Consider the following 21,528-nt stretch of genomic DNA (forward strand, 5'->3'; position numbering starts at 1 on the left):
AATCGGTTCAGGTCAAGCTCGCAGAGATATCTCTGCGTGCCGAAGCTGCTTTACAGTCAGATAACTTTTCGTTAGCGTGGCGGGCGGCATTTTATGTGCTGCGCGCCACTCATGGGATCTTACTTTTCAGGGACTTTTGCATCATGTACTCCGGGCTGTTAATTATTCTTTTGCCGCTGATTGCCGGCTACCTTATTCCGCTCAAAAACCGTGCCCTGTTGCATCTTGTTAACCAGTTACTGAGCTGGATGGTGTACGTCATCCTGTTCATTATGGGCATCAGTCTGGCTTTCCTGGACAATCTCAGCACCAATTTGCTGCTGATTTTCAAATATGCCGCCGTCTGTTTCCTGTGCATCTTCGTGATGAACTACGCCGCGCTGTGGTTGCTGGAACGCCGCAAGCCCTGGAAAACGCAGTATAAACAGGAAAAATTGCCGTCCCGCATTCACATGGCACTGGAATCACTGAAACTGTGCGGCGTGGTGGTCGGGGGTTTTGCGCTGGGTCTGACACAATGGCACTGGCTTACCTTCGCGTCGCAGGCCAGCGAAATCGCGTTGTTATTCCTGCTGGCGCTGGTCGGTCTGCAACTGCGCAACAGCAGCATGACCCTGCGCCAGATTATCCTGAACCGTCGCGGCATGATGGTAGCAATCGTGGTGGCCCTCAGCGCCCTGATTGGCGGTGCACTTGCCGCACTGCTGCTGGGTTTACCGCTGAAAACCGGGCTGGCCATCGCCTCCGGTTATGGCTGGTATTCGCTTTCAGGCATCGTTCTGACAGATTCTTTCGGACCGGTGATTGGCAGCGCGGCCTTCTTTAACGATCTTGCCCGCGAACTCTGCGCCATCATGCTGATTCCGACACTGGTGCGCAGCAGCCGTTCGACGGCACTCGGCCTGTGCGGCGCGACATCCATGGACTTTACCCTGCCGGTGTTACAGCGCAGCGGCGGACTGGATATGGTGCCTCCGGCCGTGGTGCACGGCTTTATCCTCAGCCTGATTGCCCCGGTCTTAATGGCCTTTTTTTCTGCCTGATCCCTGCCCGTCCCGCTGCCATCCCGCAGCGGGAACCGCCCGGCAAAACTTGCGGTAAATCAACTCCGCGTCACTTTGTCTTAAAAATCCCTTCATTTCTGTCTCAGCCAGCTCTAGGCTTGCATCAAAACAAGCATTTCAAATGCAACTTTAAAAGGACCTCATTATGTTTTGTGTGCAATGTGAACAAACAGTCCGTACCCCGGCGGGCAATGGTTGCGCGTATGCGCAAGGTATGTGTGGCAAAACAGCCGAAACTTCTGATTTACAAGACTTACTGGTCGCGGTGTTAGAAGGTTTATCTGCCTGGGCACTGACCGCACGCGGCTATGGCATCATTGATGAAGAGATCGACAGCTTCGCGCCCCGCGCCTTTTTCTCCACGCTGACCAACGTAAACTTCGATTCCGAGCGTATTGTCGGCTATGCCCGTGAAGCCGTTCTTTATCGCGAATCGCTGGCTACCCGCTGCCGTCTGATGGATGCGGAAATCACCATTAACCATCCGCTGGCCGCACTGGAACTGGTGAGCGATAATCTCAGCGAGCTGCAACAGCAGGCACAGCAATTTGCGCTCAACGGTGACAAAGCGCAGATCGGTGATGACATTCACGGCCTGCGTATGCTGTGCCTGTATGGCCTGAAAGGTGCAGCGGCGTATATGGAGCACGCGCATGTTCTGGGCCAGTCTGATAGCGCCATTTACGCCGAATATCATCGCCTGATGGCGTGGCTGGGCACGCAACCGTCCGACATGGGCGAGCTGCTCGCGAACGCGATGGCAATCGGCAAAATGAACTTTGGCGTGATGGCCATTCTGGACAAAGGCGAAACCGATGCTTACGGACATCCGCAACCGACGGCGGTCAATGTCCGTCCGCTGGCAGGTAAAGCGATTCTGATTTCCGGTCACGACCTGAAAGATTTGCAGATGCTGCTCGAGCAAACCGTCGGCACCGGTATCAATATTTACACCCACGGCGAAATGCTGCCGGCGCACGGTTATCCCGAACTGAAAAAATTCCCGCATCTGGCCGGTAACTACGGCAGCGGCTGGCAAAATCAGCAGGTGGAGTTCGCCAAATTCCCCGGCCCTGTCGTCATGACCTCAAACTGTATTATTGACCCGAATGTCGGGAATTATGGTGACCGCATCTGGACCCGCAGCATTGTCGGCTGGCCGGGTGTGCAACATCTGGAAGGCGAAGATTTTGCGCCGGTGATTGCGCAGGCATTGCAGCTTCCGGGCTTCCGCTACAGCGAGATTGAACAGGAAATTACCGTCGGATTCGGCCGCCAGACCTTACTCAGCGCAGCAGACACCGTCATCGATCTGGTTGCCGCAAAAAAACTGCGCCACATCTTCCTGATCGGCGGGTGTGACGGCAGCCGTGGCGAACGCAGCTACTTCACCGATCTGGCGCTTAGCGTACCGCAGGACTGCCTGATCATGACGCTGGCCTGCGGCAAATACCGCTTCAACAAACTGGATTTCGGTACGCTTGAAGGCCTGCCTCGTCTGCTGGACGTCGGCCAGTGTAACGACGCCTATTCCGCCATTATTCTGGCCGTGAATCTGGCCGAGAAATTAGGCTGTGGTGTGAATGATTTACCGCTGAGTCTGGTGCTGTCGTGGTTTGAACAGAAAGCGATCGTGATCCTGCTGACCCTGCTGTCGCTTGGCGTAAAAAATATCGCCACCGGCCCGACGGCACCGGCCTTCCTCACCGATAACCTGCTGGCGATCCTGAATGAAAAATTTGGCCTGCGCGCAATCACCTCGGTTGAGCAGGATCTGAAAACCATGCTGCCGGAGTAAGCTGACATGAAATTTCCTTTATTTCCCGATCAGCCGACCGCGTTGTGCCAGAACCGCATGCAGGTGTATTCCGTTACACAGGAAACGCCGGATGTCCGCACGCTGTCGCTGATTAATCACGATGTGTATTCGTACCGTCCCGGCCAGTTTGCTCTGGTGAATATTGGCCAAAGTGGTGACGTACAGCGTGCCTATACACTGTCTTCCACACCGGGCAATAGCCGCTTTATTCAGCTGACGGTACGCCGCATCGGGGGCGGCGAAGGTTCGCCATGGCTGACGCAGCAGGTGAAAGCCGGTGATTATCTCTGGCTGAGCGATGCGCAGGGGGAATTCACCTGCGATACGCCACAGCCTTTGTTGTTGCTGGCGGCTGGCTGTGGCGTGACGCCGGTTATGTCGATCACGCGCGATATTCTGGCGCATCATCCGGCGCAAAGCGTGCAGGTGTTTTATAGCGTGCGCAGCCCGCAGGACATCATTTTTGCCGAAGAATGGCAGCAAATGGCCGCAGCGTATCCGCAGCTTAATCTGACTCTTCTTGTGGAACAGGATGCAAAACCCGGCCAAATCGCCGGTCGCCTGAGCCAGGATCTACTGCAAAGTCAGGTGCCGGATATCCGTGAACGTCGGGTAATGATTTGCGGCCCTGCGCCTTATATGCAACTGGCCGGAGAATGGGTGAAACAACTGGGCGCAACGGCAGAGAATATCGTCAAAGAGCAGTTTCAGGCACAGCAAACTGAAGTGTCTGCCGACCAGCAACTGACGCTGACCCGCCTGACACCGTTACAGAATTACCGCGTACCGGTTGGAACGACATTGCTGGCAGCCATGGAACAGCACAGTTTGCCGGTCACCGCAGCCTGCCGTGCAGGCGTATGCGGCAGTTGTAAAACCCGGATACTTTCCGGTGATTACCAGACCACCAGCCGCATGACACTGACCGACGAAGAGGTCGCTCAGGGTTATGTACTGGCCTGTAGCTGTCAGCTCCAGGGCGACGTCACCCTCGCCTGATCCCCCGCAGTAACTCACTGCCCGCTCATGACTTTTTACAGTCTGGGCGGGCAGATTTACAATTCTTCACCTCCCTCCTCCGCATATTTTTGTATGGTTTAAGGCTGAACATTCAAGGATGTAATCAGTGGACTATGCTTAATCCACTTATTTGAAAATTAGCCCTAAATCATTCGAGTTGGATCAAGGCGGCAACTGAGTGAATCGCCGGGAGCATACATAAGTATGTGACCGGGTTCGCGAAAGCAGCCAACGCAGAGGCAGCTCGAAGGATGACGGGCGCACCGGAGGGACTATGAAACAAAGCGTAGCAGCATACCTGGCGAAAACTCTCGAGGCAGCAGGCGTAAAAAGGATCTGGGGCGTCACCGGCGACTCCCTGAACGGGTTAAGCGACAGCCTGAACCGCATGGGCACCATCGAATGGCTGGGTACGCGCCATGAGGAAGTGGCCGCATTCGCCGCCGGAGCCGAAGCACAAATCACCGGCGAACTGGCGGTGTGCGCAGGTTCTTGTGGCCCGGGCAACCTGCATCTGATCAACGGCCTGTTCGATTGCCATCGCAATCACGTGCCGGTTGTCGCGATTGCCGCGCATATCCCGTCGAGTGAAATCGGCAGCGGTTACTTTCAGGAAACCCACCCAACCGAATTATTCCGCGAATGCAGCCATTACTGCGAACTGATCAGCAATCCCGAGCAACTGCCGCAGGTGCTGGCGATCGCCATGCGCAAAGCCATTCTCAACCGTGGCGTGTCGGTGATTGTGCTGCCGGGCGATGTGGCGCTCAAGCCTGCGCCGGAAGATGCTAAAGTCAGCTGGTATCCGCCTGTGCTGCCAAAAGTCACGCCACAGCCTACAGAACTGGAAAAGCTGGCGGAACTGCTGAACGGCGCGACCAACATTACGATGATGTGTGGCAGCGGCTGCGCGGGTGCGCACGATGAAGTGATCAGACTGGCTGAAACCCTGAAAGCGCCGGTGGTGCATGCACTTCGCGGCAAAGAACATATCGAATGGGATAACCCGTACAGCGTCGGTATGACCGGGCTGATCGGCTTCTCTTCCGGTTATCATGCCATGCTCAATGCCGACACGCTGATCCTGCTCGGCACGCAATTCCCGTATCGCGCGTTTTATCCGACCGATGCCAAAATCATTCAGATTGATATCAATCCGGGCAGCATCGGTGCACATTGCCATGTGGATATGGCGCTGGTCGGCGACATCAAATCCACCCTGACCGCCCTTCTGCCGCAGTTGCAGGTAAAAAATGAACGCAAGTTCCTCGACAAGGCGCTGAAGCATTACGAGGAAGCGCGCAAAGATCTCGACGGGCTGGCGACGCCGAACGACAAGCAACCGATCCACCCGCAATATCTGGCGCAGCAGATTAGCCGCTTTGCCGCTGCCGATGCGATTTTCACCTGCGACGTCGGCACGCCGACCGTCTGGGCGTGTCGTTATCTGCAAATGAACGGCCAGCGCCGTTTGCTCGGCTCGTTCAACCACGGCTCGATGGCCAACGCCATGCCGCAGGCGATTGGTGCGCAGGCCATTGACCGCTCACGTCAGGTTGTGGCGCTGTGCGGCGACGGCGGATTTGCCATGCTGATGGGGGATTTCCTGACGCTGGCGCAGCAAAAGCTGCCGGTGAAAATCATCATTTTCAATAACAGCGTACTGGGCTTTGTGGCAATGGAAATGAAATCCGGCGGTTATCTGACGGATGGCACCGAGCTGAAAAATCCGGATTTCGCCGCTATCGCTGAAGCTGCAGGCATCAAAGGCATTCGGGTTGAAAAAGCCTCCGATATCAACACCGCCTTGCAGGATGCGTTCGCCTACGAGGGGCCGGTGCTGATCGATGTGATCACCGCCACTGAAGAACTGGCGATGCCACCGCAGATAAAATTCGAACAGGCAAAAGGCTTCAGCCTGTACATGCTGCGCGCGGTGATCAGCGGCCGGGGCGACGAAGTGGTCGAACTGGCAAAAACCAACTGGCTGCGATAACCCCGACAGGGCTATAGTGCATGATTAAATAATCATACCTGCCCCCTTAAGGGGCATTCACCCAGAAGGAAGCCACGTTGATCGATTTACGCAGTGATACCGTAACCCGCCCCAGTGAAGCTATGCGTCAGGCCATGGCCCGCGCTGAAGTCGGCGATGATGTCTACGGCGATGACCCAACGGTAAATGCTTTACAGGACATGGCGGCAAAGTTGTGTGGCAAAGACGCGGCGCTGTTTTTACCAACCGGTACGCAGGCCAATCTGGTGGCGTTGCTGACGCACTGCCAGCGTGGCGAAGAATATATTGTTGGCCAGAAAGCTCACAATTATATGTATGAAGCAGGTGGAGCCGCGGTGCTCGGCAGTATCCAGCCTCAGCCGCTGGACATGGATGCTGACGGTTCTATCCCGCTGGATAAGATCGCGGCAGCCATCAAGCCCGATGATATCCATTTTGCCCGGACCCGTCTGCTGAGCCTGGAAAACACCCACAGTGGCAAAGTGCTTCCGCTGGATTATCTGCAAAAGGCGTTCGCCTTCACCCGCGAAAAAGGGCTGGCACTGCACATTGATGGCGCGCGTATCATGAATGCTGCAGTGGCACTGAACGTGGAATTACGTGAGATCACTCAGTATTGCGACACGCTGACCATCTGCCTGTCGAAAGGTCTGGGCGCACCGATTGGTTCCCTTCTGGTCGGCAGCAAAGAGTACATCCAGCGTGCTAACCGCTGGCGCAAAATGACCGGTGGCGGTATGCGCCAGTCCGGTATTCTGGCCGCAGCAGCAATTTACGCGCTGGAAAATAACGTTTCACGTCTGCAAGATGACCACGACAATGCACAGTGGCTGGCACAGGAACTGCGCAAAATCGGCGTAGAAATCGCTGAACCCGGTGCCCAAACCAATGTGCTGTACATTAAACAAAGCGCGGAACTGGCAGCCAAAATGGGGCCGTGGATGCAGGAGCGCGGTGTGATCATCAGTGCGGGGCCGGTCACACGCGTGCTGACGCATATCAATATCAGTCGTGAAGATCTGCAAAAAGTCGTGGCGCTGTGGCAGGAATTCCTGCATCAGCACGCCTGACAATCCGGTTGACGGCGATAGCCTGCGCGGGTATCGCCGTACTTTCTGCTTTATCTCCCTTACACTGACCGAGCAAATGGAAATGCCAATCACGACACACACTGGCCGGATCGTCGTTCTCGGTGCCAGCGGGTATATCGGACAACATCTGACGGCGCATCTGAGCCAGCAAGGTTTCAAGGTCACGGCCGCCGCACGCCGTATCGAATGGCTGCAACAGCAAAAATGGCCAAACGTCCGCTGCTGCTTCGCGGATGTCTATCAGAGTAAAACGCTGGCTGCCGCCTTTGAAGGCGCTGACGTGCTGGTGTATCTGGTTCACGCCATGGCAGAAGATGATGATTTACTGGAAAAAGAACGGCAGGCGGCGCAGCACACTCTGCTGGCACTGAAAGATTCCTCCATTAAGCACATTGTTTATCTCGGCTCAATGCAGCCGGAAGGCAATCATTCAGCGCATTTGCAGGCGAGAAAACTCACCGGCGATTTGCTGCGCATGAGTACCATTCCGGTGACGGAAATGCGCACCGGCATCGTGATTGGTGCCGGTTCTGCCGCGTTCGAAGTGATGCGTGACATGGTGTACAACCTGCCGGTGCTGACGCCGCCGCGCTGGGTTCGCTCAAAGTCGTCGCCCATTGCACTGGAAAATCTGCTTAATTATTTACAGGGGCTGGTGACACTGCCCGCCACTGAAAATCAGATTCTGGAGGCGGCGGGGCCGGAATACATCAGCTATCAGACGCTGTTTAAACGCTTTATCGCGATGAGCGGTAAACGCCGCTGGCTGCTCCCCGTTCCCCTGCCAACATCTTTTGTTTCGGTATATTTTCTCAGCCTGATCACCTCCGTGCCGACGTCACTGGCAAAAGCGCTGATCCAGGGGCTGAACCACGATTTACCGGCCGACAGTGAGAAACTGCAAAAGCTGATCCCGCAAACACTGATCCCCATTGATGAGGCGATCCGCAGTACGCTGGAAAAAGAACAGCAACAGATCATGGATTCACCGGACTGGGGATACGATCCTGACGCCCGTGCGCGCTGGCGTCCAGGCTACGGTTATTATCCGAAACAGGCGGGTTTCACGTTGGAAACGTCGGCGTCAAAAGCCGCATTATGGAAAGTCATCCAGCAGCTTGGGGGCGCTGAAGGATATTTCTATGCCAACGGTTTGTGGAAAACGCGGGCACGGATCGACGATTTACTCGGCGGAGGCGTGGAATACGGCCGTCCGGATCGTGATTTCCTGAAACCTGGCGATAAAATTGATGGCTGGAAAGTGATCGGCCTGAAACCTCAGCGCGAACTGGCGCTGTTATTCGGCATGAAAGCGCCGGGGCTCGGTCGTTTAACGTTCACGATTACCGACCACGGTGAAAGCCGCAGCCTGGATGTGCGCGCCTGGTGGCATCCGGCAGGGTTCAGCGGCCTGCTTTACTGGTTCAGTATGATGCCCGCTCATCAGTTTATTTTTCGTGGCATGGCAAAACGCATCGCCAGCCTTGCCCGGCAGAAAGACCGTTGCGGACGCTAAAGAGGGTCATTTAATCTGCTTTCAGACACAGCTTTCCCCCTTTCCCATTGCAACCCGCACAATTTCACGAAAGAATGGCACCCTTATTGCTCAGGGGTGCCAGAACCCCGACGCTGACAACAATTTTTCTCTATTTATGAAGGCATTGGCCTGTATATGAAGGTTTTGGTTACCGGTGCGAGCGGCGGTCTTGGAAGAAATGCCGTTGAGTTTCTGCGAAATAAAGGCATCAAAGTCAGGGCGACGGGACGGAATGCCGCCATGGGATCGCTTTTGCAGAAAATGGGCGCAGAATTTATTCACGCCGATCTCACCACGCTGGTGTCTGCTCAGGCCAAAGCCCTGCTGGCAGATATCGATACCGTCTGGCACTGCTCAGGGCTGATGTCGCCGTGGGGCAGTGAACAGGAATTCGAGCTGGCGAATGTGCGCGCCACACGGCGTCTGGGCGAGTGGTCCGCGGCATATGGTGTGGAAAACTTCGTGCATATTTCGTCACCGGCGATCTACTTCGATTTTCACCATCACCGTGATATTCAGGAAGACTTTCTCCCGCACCGTTTCGCCAACTCCTTTGCACGCAGCAAAGCCGCCGGTGAACAGGTGATCCACACGCTGGCATTGTCGAATCCACAAACGCATTTCACCATTTTGCGGCCGCAGGGCATTTTCGGCCCGCACGACAACGTAATGATGCCGCGTTTGCTGCAAATGCTGAAATATGGCGGAACACTGATGCTGCCACGCGGCGGAGAAGCGCTGGTGGACATGACCTACGTTGAGAATGCCGTGCATGCAATGTGGCTGGCGACGCAGTCGCAGGCAACAGAATCAGGTCGCGCGTTCAATATTACGAATCAGCAACCGCGTCCGCTGTGTACGCTGGTGAAACAACTGATGGAAAATCTGGATATCAAATACCGCATCCGTTCGGTGCCGTATCCGCTGCTGGATATGATGGCGCGGGGCATGGAGCGCATCAACAAAAGCTCGCAGAAAGAACCGGTGCTGACGCATTACAGCGTGGCAAAACTCAATTTCGATCTCACGCTCGACACACAACGTGCGCAGAAAGAACTCGGTTATGTGCCGGTGATTTCACTCGATCAGGGGATTATCCGCACCGCCGACTGGTTACGCGATCACGGTAAACTTCAGGGGCTGCACGGCATCGGTCCGAAACGCGACTGACCGTACAGGTCAGTCGCTGGTTTCAGTCGTTCTTCTCCGGAAACTGCTGTAACAGCGCCCGGACGATCGCTTCGGTTTCAGCATCCGCATGGCCGCGATAATCACTCTGGCGGAAATGCATCTGGAATGCAGCAATCACCCGACGCTGCTGACGCGGCGTCATATTATCCTCCACTGAATATCCGTACGCTTTCAGCAACACCAGCAACTGCGCCTGATCGACAGGCTGTTGCGGATTACGTCCTGCCAGATACTGATTCACCCGCGCCGCATCCGGCCACGCGCCAATCCCACGTTCGGCCATTTCCTGCCAGGGGAACAGCGGACCGGGGTCATCTTTGCGCTGCGGCGCGATATCGCTGTGCGCCACCACATTGCGCGGTTCTATCTGATAACGCGCGACAATCTCCTGGCTCAGATTAGCCAGTAAATCTATTTGCGCAGGCGGGAACGGATAGAATTTTTTGCCGAGCAAATAGTTGCTGTAGCCTTTGTTCTCCAGTTCGATGCCCACCGACGTATCGTTAAGATTGGTACGCCCGCGCCAGCTGCTGGCACCGGCATGCCAGGCGCGCATATTTTCAGGCACCAGTTGCCACGCCACCGGTTTACCCGCTTCAAGTGGCGGTTGCGCCGGGATCAGATAATGTGCGCTGACGTGCTCATCTGTAAGCGTATTTAATGCGTTGTTGAAATCTTCAGCGGTGTAATGGATCACCAGAAAACGGATCCGCTGATCTGCGCCCTGCGCCTGTCGCGCCGTTTCCAGCCGGAATGGCGCATCCGCGCCCTGCTGGCTGGCGTGCTGACAACCGGCCAGCATGAGTAATGCGACAGTGAACAGACCCCGTTTCACACGCTGACAGATCATTTGCGATGCACAATCACTGCGGTGCCGGACACACTGACCATCAGCATGCTGCTGTCTTTGCCCACGGTTTCATAATCGATATCAATACCGACAACCGCGTTCGCACCGCGCTCTTTCGCCTGTTCTTCCAGTTCACGGAAAGCAATTTCACGCGCCTTGCGCAGCTCTTTTTCATAAGCGCCGGAACGCCCACCGACGATATCGCGCACACCAGCAAAGAAATCACGAAAAATATTTGCCCCTAAAATCGCTTCGCCCGTCACTACGCCGCAATATTCAGCGATGGTGAAACCTTCGAGGGTCGGAGTGGTTGAAATTTGCATGCGTATTCCTTATCAGTTGTCGTCCAAATCCTGGCAATAATGCCATTAATAGCATAAACCCTGCGTGAGAGATCAAGGTATTACCTTTGACTGATTTCTCTTCGTCATGCATTAAGCCAAATCGGTTTTATACTGTATGGTAAAGAACGTCATGGTGAAAATGTTCAATCTTTCAGTAAGGAATACAATGAAAAAGAAAACCCTTGTCGCCGCCATCCCGCTGGTACTGATGTTAAGTGCCTGCACCACGGTAGAACCTGCATATAAGGACATTGGCAGCCGCACCGCACCCTGTGTCGATGGCGGCCCTGACAGCGTTGCTCAGCAATTCTATGATTTTCGCATTAAACAAGGCGGCAGCGGATTACCCAATTCCAGCCAACTGGCCGCATACCGACCTTATCTGAGCACCGCATTGTATGATGCGCTGCTGAAAGCGCAGTCACATCCGAAAGTCGATATCGCCGCCTCACCGAACGAGAAAACGGGTGCTGGTTCAGGCGATGGTGACATTTTCTCCAGCCTGTTTGATGGACCGACGTCTGCCTCCGTAGACAGCGCCTCCACCATACCGAACACCGACGCCCGTAACATTCCCCTGCGTGTCACCTTCACACATGAGAAAGACAAAGGCGCATCGACAAGCTGGAAAGATGAAGTGCTGATGGTGCGTGAAGGCCAATGCTGGACGGTTGATGATGTGCGTTATATGGCAAACCTCGATTTCGCTTCAAGTGGCACACTGCGCCAGGTTTTAGAACACCAGTAAGCCATTCCTTTCTCTAAAATAGCGGTTGCATAATGTGGGTCAGTGATGAATATCGTCATTGACCAACATCCCCGTCACAGCGGTTTAACAATATGATGTGCTACACTTTGGCATTCCTGCGGTAACACATAATTTTTAAGCCGCGATCGTTGCATAACTATGCTGCGGAAGTTACCATCTGCGGCATCAATGGCTATTCACTATTTGCGCATGAGTATTCAACTTAATAGCATCAACTGCTTCTACGGCGTGCATCAGGCGCTTTTTGACATTCAGCTCGACTGCCCTGCCGGTGAAACTCTGGTTTTACTCGGCCCAAGTGGTGCAGGCAAAAGCTCCCTGTTACGTGTTCTGAACCTGCTGGAAATGCCGCGTTCAGGCACTTTGCAGATCGCCGGTAATACCTTCGATTTCACCCGCAAACCGGATGAAAAAGCCGTTCGCGAATTGCGTCAGAACGTCGGCATGGTTTTCCAGCAATACAATCTGTGGCCGCACCGCACGGTGCTCGACAACTTACTGGAAGCGCCTATGCGAGTGCTGGGGCTGACCAAAGACGTTGCGCTCGCGCGTGCCCAGAAATTGCTGACCCGTCTGCGTCTGACCGATTACGCCGATCGTTTTCCGTTGCATCTTTCCGGTGGCCAGCAACAGCGTGTGGCGATTGCCCGTGCGCTGATGATGGAGCCTCAGGTTCTGCTGTTTGATGAACCTACCGCCGCGCTTGACCCGGAAATCACCGCCCAGATCGTCAGCATTATTCGCGAACTGGCCGGCACCGGCATTACTCAGGTTATCGTGACCCACGAAGTTGAAGTTGCGCGTAAGACCGCCAGCCGCGTGGTGTACATGGAAAATGGCCGCATTGTCGAGCAAGGCGATGCCTCCGTTTTCGCACAGCCGCAAACCAAAGAGTTTGCCAGCTACCTTTCCCACTAAACTGTATTTCTATCAATACATTGATTGATGTTTCTACGGAGTTTGCGATGAAAAAATTAGTAATTGCCGCGGTTCTGGCTACCGTCAGTTTGTCTGCCAGCGCTGCTGATACCATCCGTTTCGCGATGGAAGCGTCTTATCCTCCGTTTGAGTTTGTAGACTCCAGCAATCAGATCCAGGGCTTTGACGTCGATCTGGCGAACGCCATGTGTAAAGAGATGCAGGCAACCTGTACGTTCACCAATCAGGCGTTCGACAGCCTGATCCCGAGCCTGAAATTCCGCCGTTTTGACGCGGTGATTTCCGGTATGGACATCACGCCTGAACGTCAGAAACAAGTGGCATTCACCAACCCGTACTACGATAACTCTGCTATTTTCATCGCCCATTCTGGTCAGTTCACTGACGTTGCTGCGCTCAAAGGCAAACGTGTCGGTATGCAAAACGGCACGACTCATCAGAAATACCTGATGGATAAGCACCCTGAAATCACCGCCGTACCTTACGACAGCTATCAGAATGCCGTACTGGACCTGAAAAACGGTCGTCTGGATGCCGTATTCGGTGACACCGCCGTGGTGAATGAATGGCTGAAACAGAACAAAAATCTGGCCGCTGTGGGTGACAAAATCACTGACCCGACTTACTTCGGTACCGGCCTGGGTGTTGCGGTTCGTCAGAACAATACCGAATTGCTGACTAAACTGAATGATGCTCTGGCAAAAGTGAAAGCAGACGGCACTTACAAAACACTGTATTCAAAATGGTTCCAGCAATAAGTTTGCCTATCAATGACTGAATTCCAACCTTTAGCAAGCGCCGCCGGGATGACCGTCGGCCTTGCCGTTTGTGCGCTGATCCTCGGCCTGGTGCTGGCGATGATTTTCGCAGTCTGGGAATCCGCGCCGTGGAAGCCGCTTAGCTGGCTGGGCACCGCGTGGGTTACCGTGCTGCGCGGTCTGCCGGAAATCCTGGTGGTACTGTTCATCTATTTTGGTTCCTCACAACTGCTGATGGTGCTGGCCGATGGCTTCAGCATCAACCTTGGCCTGTTCGCCATACCGATCAAGTTGCCGATTGAGAACTTCGAAGTCAGCCCGTTTGTGTGTGGTGTGATCGCCCTTTCCCTGCTGTATTCGGCTTATGCATCGCAGACATTGCGCGGCGCACTGAAAGCCGTGCCACAAGGACAATGGGAGTCCGGTCAGGTGTTGGGCATGAAAAAGTCGGCGATTTTCTTCCGCCTGATCATGCCGCAGATGTGGCGTCATGCGTTGCCGGGACTGAGTAATCAGTGGCTGGTGCTGCTGAAAGATACCGCACTGGTATCCCTTATCAGCGTGAACGACCTGATGCTGCAAACCAAAAGCATTGCGACCCGTACGCAGGAGCCATTTACCTGGTATGTGATTGCGGCGTGTATCTATCTGCTTGTTACCCTGTTCAGCCAGTTCGTGATTAAACGTATCGAATTGCGTACCACACGCTTTGAACGGAGTGCATCCTGATGTGGGAATATTTACCTGAAGTCCTGAAAGGATTGCACACCAGCCTGACGCTGACCGTGGCGGCACTGATTGTTGCACTGTTGCTGGCGATGATTTTCACCGTCATTCTGACGCTGAAAGTGCCGGTTGCCAGCCAGATCGTTAAAGGTTACATCACGCTGTTTACCGGCACACCGTTGCTGGTGCAAATCTTCCTGATTTACTACGGACCGGGCCAGTTTCCGTCGATCCGCGAAATTCCGTGGTTATGGGAAGTCCTGTCGCAGCCGTGGCTTTGCGCGATGTTTGCATTGGCGCTGAACAGCGCGGCATATACCACACAGTTGTTTACCGGTGCGGTACGCGCTATTCCGTCCGGCCAGTGGCAGTCGTGCGAAGCACTTGGCATGTCGAAGCCGCAAACCTTGCGCATTCTGTTGCCGTACGCCTTTAAACGCGCGCTGTCATCGTATTCCAACGAAGTGGTGCTGGTGTTTAAAAGTACCTCGCTGGCCTACACCATTACGCTGATGGATGTGATGGGTCACAGCCAGCTGATGTACGGTCGTACGTATGACGTGATGGTATTCGGTGCGGCCGGTGTGGTTTATCTGTGCGTGAACGGGTTGCTGACCCTGATGATGCGCCTGATTGAGCGTCGTGCACTGGCATTTGAACGCCGTAACTGATAGCCAGAGAAGAATCTGAAGGGACGAGAAATCGTCCCTTTTTTTGTGCCGGAAAAAACATCCCCTTGTTTCAATTTATAATTTTTTAATCAAATTTATTGCATATAAATTCATTTAGTGGCACTTTATTCTCAGGTTTCACTTCCTGCCAGTTACCCGATTAAATTAATAAAATCAGTAAACTGCACCATGAAGGGAATGTCATTTTTTGAACAGGAATGTATTGCATGAAAAAGCTGATCCTCGCCGCCCTCTTGTCTGCCACGGTTTTCACTGCCACCGCTGCGGACACCATTCGTTTCGGTACTTCCGCCACGTATCCGCCGTTTGAATCTATCGGCGCTGACAACCAGATTATTGGTTTTGATATCGATCTGGCGAACGCGCTGTGTAAGCAAATGCAGGAAACCTGTACCTTCACCAATCAGCCGTTTGATGGTCTGATCCCGGCACTGAAATTCCGTCGTTTCGATGTGATTATTTCCGGTATGGATATCACGGAAGAGCGCAGTAAACAGGTGACGTTCACCCAGCCTTACTACGCTAACACGGCGATGATTATCGGGCCGAAAGGCAAGTTTGCTTCTATTGCGGATCTGAAAGGTAAGCGTGTTGGCCTGGAAAATGGCACCACGCACCAGAAATACCTGATGGAAAAGCATCCTGAAATCACTACCGTCGGTTACGACAGCTATCAGAATGCGATTCTGGATCTGAAAAGTGGTCGTCTGGACGGGCTGTTAGGCGACACCGCCGTGCTGAACGGCTGGCTGAAATCCAACCCGAATCTGGGTGAAGTCGGCGAGCTGATTAAAGATCCGCAATACTTTGGTACCGGCGTCGGCATGGCGGTGCGTCCTGATAATAAGGAACTGCTGGCGAAGCTGAACACAGCGCTGGAAGGGATCAAAGCTAACGGCGAATTTAAAAAGATCAATGACAAGTGGTTCCCGGCTCACTGATTCCCCGTCATCCTTTTTTAACAGCCGTCTGGAAAGGCGGCTGTTCTGCGTAACATCTCCCAAATATGCAACGAAGCAGAACTTATTACATCGAAAAAGTGACATTCATCACACTACATTCATGGAATGACTTTTACACTGTTCAACCGTAATCACTGCGAGATCGAATGTTTATGCACGCACGTTTTCACACCGCCTTTGCGGCACTCCCTGAAAATTTATCCTCCGCGCTTGAGCCGTTTTTGCGTCATGATGACTTCCCGGCAATGCTCACTGCGGCTGATGTTGCGCAGATAAAACAGGCGACCGGACTGGACGATGACGCGCTGGCATTTGCCCTGCTGCCTCTGGCCGCAGCCTGTTCCGTTACGCCTATCTCTCATTTCAATGTCGGTGCGGTTGCACGCGGAATTTCAGGCAATTTGTATTTCGGTGCCAACATGGAATTCGCCGGTGCGCCGATGCAACAAACGGTTCACGCTGAGCAATCCGCAGTCACGCACGCCTGGCTGCGTGGTGAAACCCGTCTGGCCTCCATCACCGTGAATTACACCCCTTGCGGGCATTGTCGTCAGTTTATGAATGAGCTGACCAGCGGCACAGCGCTGGATATCCATCTGCCCGATCGTGATGTAGCAACACTTGGCGATTATCTGCCGCACTCCTTCGGCCCGAAGGATCTGGACATCACCACTCTGCTGATGGACCAAGTGAATCACGGTTACACACTGGAAAGCACCGACTCCCTGGCACTCATGGCACTGGATGCCTGCAATCAAAGTCATGCGCCTTACAGTAAGTCGCACAGTGGTGTGGCGCTGGAAACCCATAACGGCAAACAGTTCGGTGGCCGTTACGCCGAAAACGCCGCATTCAATCCGAGCCTGCCTCCTTTGCAGGCCGCGTTAATCCTGCTGAATATGTCAGGTGAAGATTGCCTGAAAGTTCGCCGTGCAGTACTGGTCGAGCAAAAAGATGCGTTGATCACGCAAAACGATGCCACGCGTGCCACGTTAAAAGCACTGGGCTGCAAAGATATCACCACGCTGACCTGCTGATAGTGTGAGCCGGTTAACACTAAAGACTCTGTTTCCGGAGTCTTTAGTTACATAACATTGTCATTACATTTGTCATTTGAAATCCTTATTTCCTCTCTGTTACCCTCACCGCTCCGAAATATAAAAAACAACATTCTGAAAACCGGAAGAGTAAAACGATGGAACTTGAATACGAAAGTAAACGCCCCCTGTACATTCCCCACGCTGGCCCGATCCTGTTAGAGTTTCCGTTACTGAATAAAGGCAGCGCTTTTACTGAAGAAGAGCGCAGCAACTTTAACCTTCACGGTTTACTGCCGGAAGCGGTGGAAACCATCGAAGAACAGGCTGACCGTGCCTACCGCCAGTTTCAGAATTTCAAAACCGACATCGATAAACACATCTATTTGAGAAACATTCAGGACACCAATGAGACGCTGTTCTACCGTCTGCTGGACAACCATCTCAGCGAAATGATGCCGGTGATTTATACCCCGACCGTCGGCGAGGCCTGCGAACACTTTTCAGATATCTACCGCCGCGCCCGTGGCCTGTTCATCTCTTATCCCAACCGCGCCCACATCGATGACATGCTGCAAAACGCCACCAAACAACACGTAAAAGTGGTGGTGGTGACTGACGGCGAACGCATTCTCGGTCTGGGCGACCAGGGCATCGGCGGCATGGGCATTCCGATCGGTAAGCTTTCCCTGTATACCGCCTGTGGCGGCATCAGCCCGGCGTATACCTTGCCGGTGGTTCTGGACGCCGGTACCAACAATCCGCAGTTACTCAACGACCCGCTGTACATGGGCTGGCGTCATCCGCGCATTACGGGTGAAGAATATGAAGCGTTTGTTGATCAGTTCATTCAGGCCGTAAAAATCCGCTGGCCAAACGTGCTGCTGCAGTTTGAAGATTTCGCACAGAAGAATGCCATGCCGATCCTCGAACGCTACCGTGATGAACTGTGCTGCTTTAACGACGATATTCAGGGCACAGCGTCCGTGGCGCTGGGTAGCCTGATTGCCGCCAGTAAAGCCGCCGGGGGCAAACTGAGCGATCAGACAGTCGCCTTCCTCGGTGCGGGTTCTGCCGGTTGTGGTATCGCAGAACAAATCGTTGCGCAGATGAAATCTGAAGGTCTGAGCGAAGAAGAAGCCCGCGCCAAAGTCTTTATGGTCGACCGCTTTGGTTTGCTCACCGATAAACTGCCTAACCTGCTGGATTTCCAGAGCAAACTGGTGCAGAAAAGCAGCGCACTGGCCAGCTGGGGCATGGAAAGCGACAGCGTTTCCCTGCTGGATGTGGTGCGTAACGCCAGGCCAACCGTGCTGATCGGCGTTTCCGGCCAGCCGGGGCTGTTCACCGAAGAAATCATCCGCGAAATGCACAAACACTGCGCACGTCCGGTGGTGATGCCCCTGAGCAATCCGACGTCCCGCGTGGAAGCCACACCTGCCGATATCCTGAACTGGACCGACGGCGCCGCGCTGGTCGCCACCGGCAGCCCGTTTGCACCGGTGAGCCACAAAGGCAAGCTCTACCCTATCGCACAGTGCAACAACTCCTTCATCTTCCCGGGGATCGGGCTGGGTGTGATTGCCTCGGGCGCCACCCGCGTTACCGACGGTATGCTGATGGCCGCCAGCAGAACACTGGCAGAGTGTTCGCCGCTGGCCACAGAAGGCACAGGCTCGCTGCTGCCGGACGTTGACGATATTCAGGGCGTGTCTAAATGCATCGCGATGGCCGTCGGTAAGGCCGCGCAGTTGCAGGGCGTGGCGATGGTAACGTCAGAAGATTCTCTGTCGAAAGCCATTGAGCATAACTTCTGGGCACCGCAGTACCGAAGTTATAAGCGCACGTCTTTCTGATCCGACGGTAGTAAAAGAAGTCCGGCTATGATCCAGACCAATGCCTTATGCATTGGTCTTTTTTTTCGTCCAAATTGCAGCACGTCGCGCAGATTAAGAAGTAATTCACTGAAAAGTGCTGAAAAAAGCTGCGAAGCCTGTGGATGCAGAGTCCAACGTATTGCGAACCCCGAACAGGTAAAGTAGCCTTGGATCCGATTTCCATCCGGTCATAACAGGGATACCTATGATTAAGCGACTTATAGCTGGCGTTTTCGGCATCATTATTCTGATGCTGGCTGTCGCTATTGGGCTTGATCAGTGGATAAGCTTACGTACCCAGCCCTACATTTATGACGAAGTACAAACCCTGCCGCACCGTCAGGTCGGCGTGGTGCTCGGAACGGCGAAGTATTACCGCACCGGCGTCATTAATCAGTATTACCTGTACCGGATTCAGGGCGCGATTAATGCCTACAACAGCGGCAAGGTAAAATATCTGCTGCTGAGCGGTGACAATGCACAGCAAAGTTATAACGAGCCGAGCACCATGCGCCGCGATCTGATTGCCGCCGGTATTCCCGCCAGCGATATCGTGCTCGACTACGCCGGATTCCGTACGCTCGACTCCATCGTGCGTACCCGTAAAGTCTTCGACACTAACGATTTCATCATTATCACCCAGCGTTTCCACTGCGAGCGGGCGCTGTTTATCGCGCTGCACATGGGCATTCAGGCACAATGTTTCGCCGTACCATCGCCAAAAAATATGCTCAGCGTGCGCAGCCGCGAGATCTTCGCCCGCCTCGGCGCGCTGACGGATTTGTATCTGCTTAAACGCGAACCCCGCTTCCTTGGCCCGCTAATCCCTATTCCTGCGGTACACACCATTCCGGACGATGCCCAGGGCTACCCGGCGGTAACACCGGAACAACTGCTGGCATTACAACAGCAACTTGAAGCCGAGAAGAAAGCCGCTATCGCCAAAGCCGCGGCAGATAAGGCAGCAGCGGATAAAGCTGCTGCGGAAAAAGCGGCCGCAGACGAAGCAGCCAGAGTCAAAGCGGAGCAGGAAGCCAATGACGCGGCACAGGCTGAAACCGAGGATGCCGCACCGGCACCGCAACCTGAACCACCGAAACCGGTGGGCAGAAATCCTTTCCAGCAGTAAGAACCGGACTGCGCCTCCCCTTCGAAAGGGTTTGGCCTTTAGCGCCTCACCCTGCGAAAGGGGAGGGAGCAGTCCGGTTCCGAATTTACGACAGCAAAAAGGCCGCGTATGCGGCCTTTTGTTTTTACTGCCCGATAACTTATTTCTTCTTGGCGTATTTCAAAGAGTCCAGCGCCACCGCGAAGATGATGATGCTGCCCTTGATAATGTACTGCCAGTAAGGGTTCACGCCGATGTAGGTCAGGCCGTAGTTGATGACGGTGAAAATCAGCACCCYTGTCACCACCCCTGCCACAGAACCCACACCACCGGCGAATGACACGCCGCCGACCACACAGGCTGCGATGGCATCGAGTTCATACATAAAGCCGAGGTTGTTGGTCGCACTGCCGATACGCCCAGCTTCCAGTAAACCGCCGAACGCGTAGAACACACCAGACAATGCATAAATCATAATCAGGTTTAACGGGACGTTAACGCCGGAAACTTTCGCAGCTTCAGGGTTACCACCGATAGCAAAGATGTTTTTACCGAAGCGGGTTTTGTTCCACAACACCCAGACAAAGGCGATCGCAATCAGCGCGTAGAACGTAATGTAGGAAAGCTTCAGACCACCTAAATGGATAAAGCCTTGTGCAAACTGGGAGAAGCCCGGGTCAAAGCCTGCGACCGGTGAAGAACCAACATAATCGTAATACAGGGAGTTAATCCCGTAGACGATAATCATCGTGCCCAGCGTGGTAATAAACGGCGTTACGTTCAGGTAAGCGATAATAATACCGTTCAGCAAACCAATTAATGCACCAACAATACACACGGTCAGAATAACCAGCGGAATGGGCACCACTTCCAGATTCGGGAATACTTTGTTGACGTTGTCCATCGCCTGCAACATGGTGGCCGCAACAACCGCTGCTAACCCGACCTGACGCCCGGCTGACAGGTCAGTACCCTGGGTGACGATAAGCCCTGCCACGCCCAGTGCGATAATAACGCGCACAGATGACTGAGTCAGAATGTTACTTAAGTTGACGAGACTGAGGAAGCTCGGATCCTGGATGATAATAATGGCCAGTAAGACCAGCAGGACCACATAAATCCCGCCCTCTTTTAAATAAGTGAGCACACTTTTCTTATTTAATGCTTTCATAATAAGAACCCTTAAAAATTAGAGATGCAAGGAAGCCAGGCGTAATATTTCGTTCTGCGAGGTATTTTTAGTTTCAACAATACCTGCAACCTGTCCATTACTCATAACCAATATTCTGTCAGTAATACCCAGCAACTCCGGCATTTCAGAGGAGATAATAATGATCCCCTTCTCTTTTTTCGCCAACTCGGTGATTAACTGGTAAATTTCAAACTTAGCGCCAACATCAATGCCGCGCGTCGGTTCGTCCAGCATTAATATCTCAGGGTTGGTTAATAACCAGCGCCCGATAATAACTTTTTGCTGATTACCGCCTGACAATGAACCAATGCTGGTTTTATGTCCCGGCGTTTTCACCCGCATGGAATCGATAACCCATTGGGTATCGCTTTTCATCCGGGCAGTGTCGAGTAAACCGGCTTTATTTTTATATTGACGAATATTAGAAATCAGCGAGTTAAAGCCGATGTCCAGATATGCATAAATACCGGTGGAACGACGTTCTTCCGTCACCAGTGCAAAACCATGGTTAATGGCTTCATTGGCACTGTGATTA

20 protein-coding genes are annotated in these 21,528 nt (G+C 53.7%); 16 read left to right on the forward strand and 4 right to left on the reverse strand.

Translation table 11 applies throughout. The features are described from left to right. The first annotated feature begins 143 nt into the window (after positions 1–143). From AC1DUO_RS15855 to AC1DUO_RS15885, 7 genes are all read left to right on the forward strand, one after another. Positions 144–1,043, forward strand: coding sequence for a LysO family transporter (locus AC1DUO_RS15855; protein ID WP_013574765.1), 900 nt, complete (start codon positions 144–146; stop codon positions 1,041–1,043). 166 nt (positions 1,044–1,209) lie between these two features. Then, positions 1,210–2,862, forward strand: coding sequence for a hydroxylamine reductase (gene hcp, locus AC1DUO_RS15860; protein ID WP_013574764.1), 1,653 nt, complete (start codon positions 1,210–1,212; stop codon positions 2,860–2,862). 6 nt (positions 2,863–2,868) lie between these two features. Beyond that, positions 2,869–3,882, forward strand: coding sequence for an NADH oxidoreductase (gene hcr, locus AC1DUO_RS15865; protein WP_126124723.1), 1,014 nt, complete (start codon positions 2,869–2,871; stop codon positions 3,880–3,882). Positions 3,883–4,177: 295 nt separating this feature from the next. After that, the gene (gene poxB / locus AC1DUO_RS15870) at positions 4,178–5,899 is read left to right on the forward strand and encodes a ubiquinone-dependent pyruvate dehydrogenase (protein ID WP_112151153.1); all 1,722 of its coding nucleotides are present in this window, start codon (positions 4,178–4,180) and stop codon (positions 5,897–5,899) included. A 77-nt stretch (positions 5,900–5,976) separates the two neighbouring features. Then, on the forward strand, positions 5,977–6,990 hold the full coding sequence (ltaE, locus tag AC1DUO_RS15875; RefSeq protein ID WP_013574761.1) for a low-specificity L-threonine aldolase: 1,014 nt from the start codon (positions 5,977–5,979) through the stop codon (positions 6,988–6,990). An 82-nt stretch (positions 6,991–7,072) separates the two neighbouring features. Continuing rightward, positions 7,073–8,527, forward strand: coding sequence for a DUF2867 domain-containing protein (locus tag AC1DUO_RS15880; protein WP_443566713.1), 1,455 nt, complete (start codon positions 7,073–7,075; stop codon positions 8,525–8,527). A 156-nt stretch (positions 8,528–8,683) separates the two neighbouring features. Beyond that, the gene (locus AC1DUO_RS15885; protein WP_449632253.1) at positions 8,684–9,718 is read left to right on the forward strand and encodes an NAD-dependent epimerase/dehydratase family protein; all 1,035 of its coding nucleotides are present in this window, start codon (positions 8,684–8,686) and stop codon (positions 9,716–9,718) included. Between the two features lie 22 nt (positions 9,719–9,740). Here AC1DUO_RS15885 and AC1DUO_RS15890 read toward each other — a convergent pair whose 3' ends face one another. Next, positions 9,741–10,589: an N-acetylmuramoyl-L-alanine amidase gene (locus AC1DUO_RS15890; protein ID WP_126124720.1), complete on the reverse strand. Its 849-nt coding sequence runs from the start codon at positions 10,587–10,589 to the stop codon at positions 9,741–9,743. Then, the gene (locus tag AC1DUO_RS15895; protein WP_013574757.1) at positions 10,586–10,912 is read right to left on the reverse strand and encodes a heavy metal-binding domain-containing protein; all 327 of its coding nucleotides are present in this window, start codon (positions 10,910–10,912) and stop codon (positions 10,586–10,588) included. The genes AC1DUO_RS15890 and AC1DUO_RS15895 overlap by 4 nt, the downstream gene beginning before the upstream one ends. A 187-nt stretch (positions 10,913–11,099) precedes the next feature. On the opposite strand from AC1DUO_RS15895, the gene AC1DUO_RS15900 reads away from it, so the two are divergent. The 9 genes from AC1DUO_RS15900 (at position 11,100) to sanA (ending at position 19,822) form a co-directional block, all read left to right on the forward strand. After that, complete coding sequence (locus tag AC1DUO_RS15900) at positions 11,100–11,681, forward strand: lipoprotein (RefSeq protein WP_013574756.1); 582 nt, start codon at positions 11,100–11,102, stop codon at positions 11,679–11,681. A 210-nt stretch (positions 11,682–11,891) separates the two neighbouring features. Further along, positions 11,892–12,620: an arginine ABC transporter ATP-binding protein ArtP gene (gene artP / locus AC1DUO_RS15905; protein ID WP_015689572.1), complete on the forward strand. Its 729-nt coding sequence runs from the start codon at positions 11,892–11,894 to the stop codon at positions 12,618–12,620. 47 nt (positions 12,621–12,667) lie between these two features. Continuing rightward, positions 12,668–13,399 carry an arginine ABC transporter substrate-binding protein gene (artJ, locus tag AC1DUO_RS15910; RefSeq protein ID WP_013574754.1) on the forward strand — a complete coding sequence of 244 codons (732 nt, stop codon included), beginning with the start codon at positions 12,668–12,670 and terminating at the stop codon, positions 13,397–13,399. Positions 13,400–13,411: 12 nt separating this feature from the next. Further along, positions 13,412–14,128, forward strand: coding sequence for an arginine ABC transporter permease ArtQ (gene artQ, locus AC1DUO_RS15915; RefSeq protein WP_013574753.1), 717 nt, complete (start codon positions 13,412–13,414; stop codon positions 14,126–14,128). Then, entirely contained in the window at positions 14,128–14,796 is a 669-nt protein-coding gene (artM, locus tag AC1DUO_RS15920) for an arginine ABC transporter permease ArtM (protein ID WP_013574752.1), read from the forward strand. The genes artQ and artM overlap by 1 nt, the downstream gene beginning before the upstream one ends. Before the next feature lie 227 nt (positions 14,797–15,023). After that, positions 15,024–15,758 carry an arginine ABC transporter substrate-binding protein gene (locus AC1DUO_RS15925; RefSeq protein WP_013574751.1) on the forward strand — a complete coding sequence of 245 codons (735 nt, stop codon included), beginning with the start codon at positions 15,024–15,026 and terminating at the stop codon, positions 15,756–15,758. 173 nt (positions 15,759–15,931) lie between these two features. Continuing rightward, positions 15,932–16,816 carry a cytidine deaminase gene (gene cdd / locus AC1DUO_RS15930; RefSeq protein ID WP_015689569.1) on the forward strand — a complete coding sequence of 295 codons (885 nt, stop codon included), beginning with the start codon at positions 15,932–15,934 and terminating at the stop codon, positions 16,814–16,816. A gap of 158 nt (positions 16,817–16,974) precedes the next feature. Next, positions 16,975–18,672 (forward strand): NAD-dependent malic enzyme, encoded by a 1,698-nt coding sequence (locus AC1DUO_RS15935; RefSeq protein ID WP_013574749.1) that lies wholly within the window; start codon positions 16,975–16,977, stop codon positions 18,670–18,672. A 226-nt stretch (positions 18,673–18,898) separates the two neighbouring features. After that, a complete protein-coding gene (gene sanA / locus AC1DUO_RS15940) occupies positions 18,899–19,822 on the forward strand; it encodes an outer membrane permeability protein SanA (RefSeq protein ID WP_037036078.1) in 924 nt (307 codons plus the stop codon). Positions 19,823–19,961: 139 nt separating this feature from the next. Here the strand turns inward: sanA and mglC are convergent, their stop codons facing one another. Continuing rightward, positions 19,962–20,972, reverse strand: coding sequence for a galactose/methyl galactoside ABC transporter permease MglC (gene mglC / locus AC1DUO_RS15945; protein WP_477987918.1), 1,011 nt, complete (start codon positions 20,970–20,972; stop codon positions 19,962–19,964). 18 nt (positions 20,973–20,990) lie between these two features. Next, on the reverse strand, positions 20,991–21,528 hold a 538-nt coding region (locus tag AC1DUO_RS15950), incomplete at its 5' end, for an ATP-binding cassette domain-containing protein (RefSeq protein ID WP_477987920.1).

Source organism: Rahnella sp. P4_A8 (assembly GCF_056402435.1).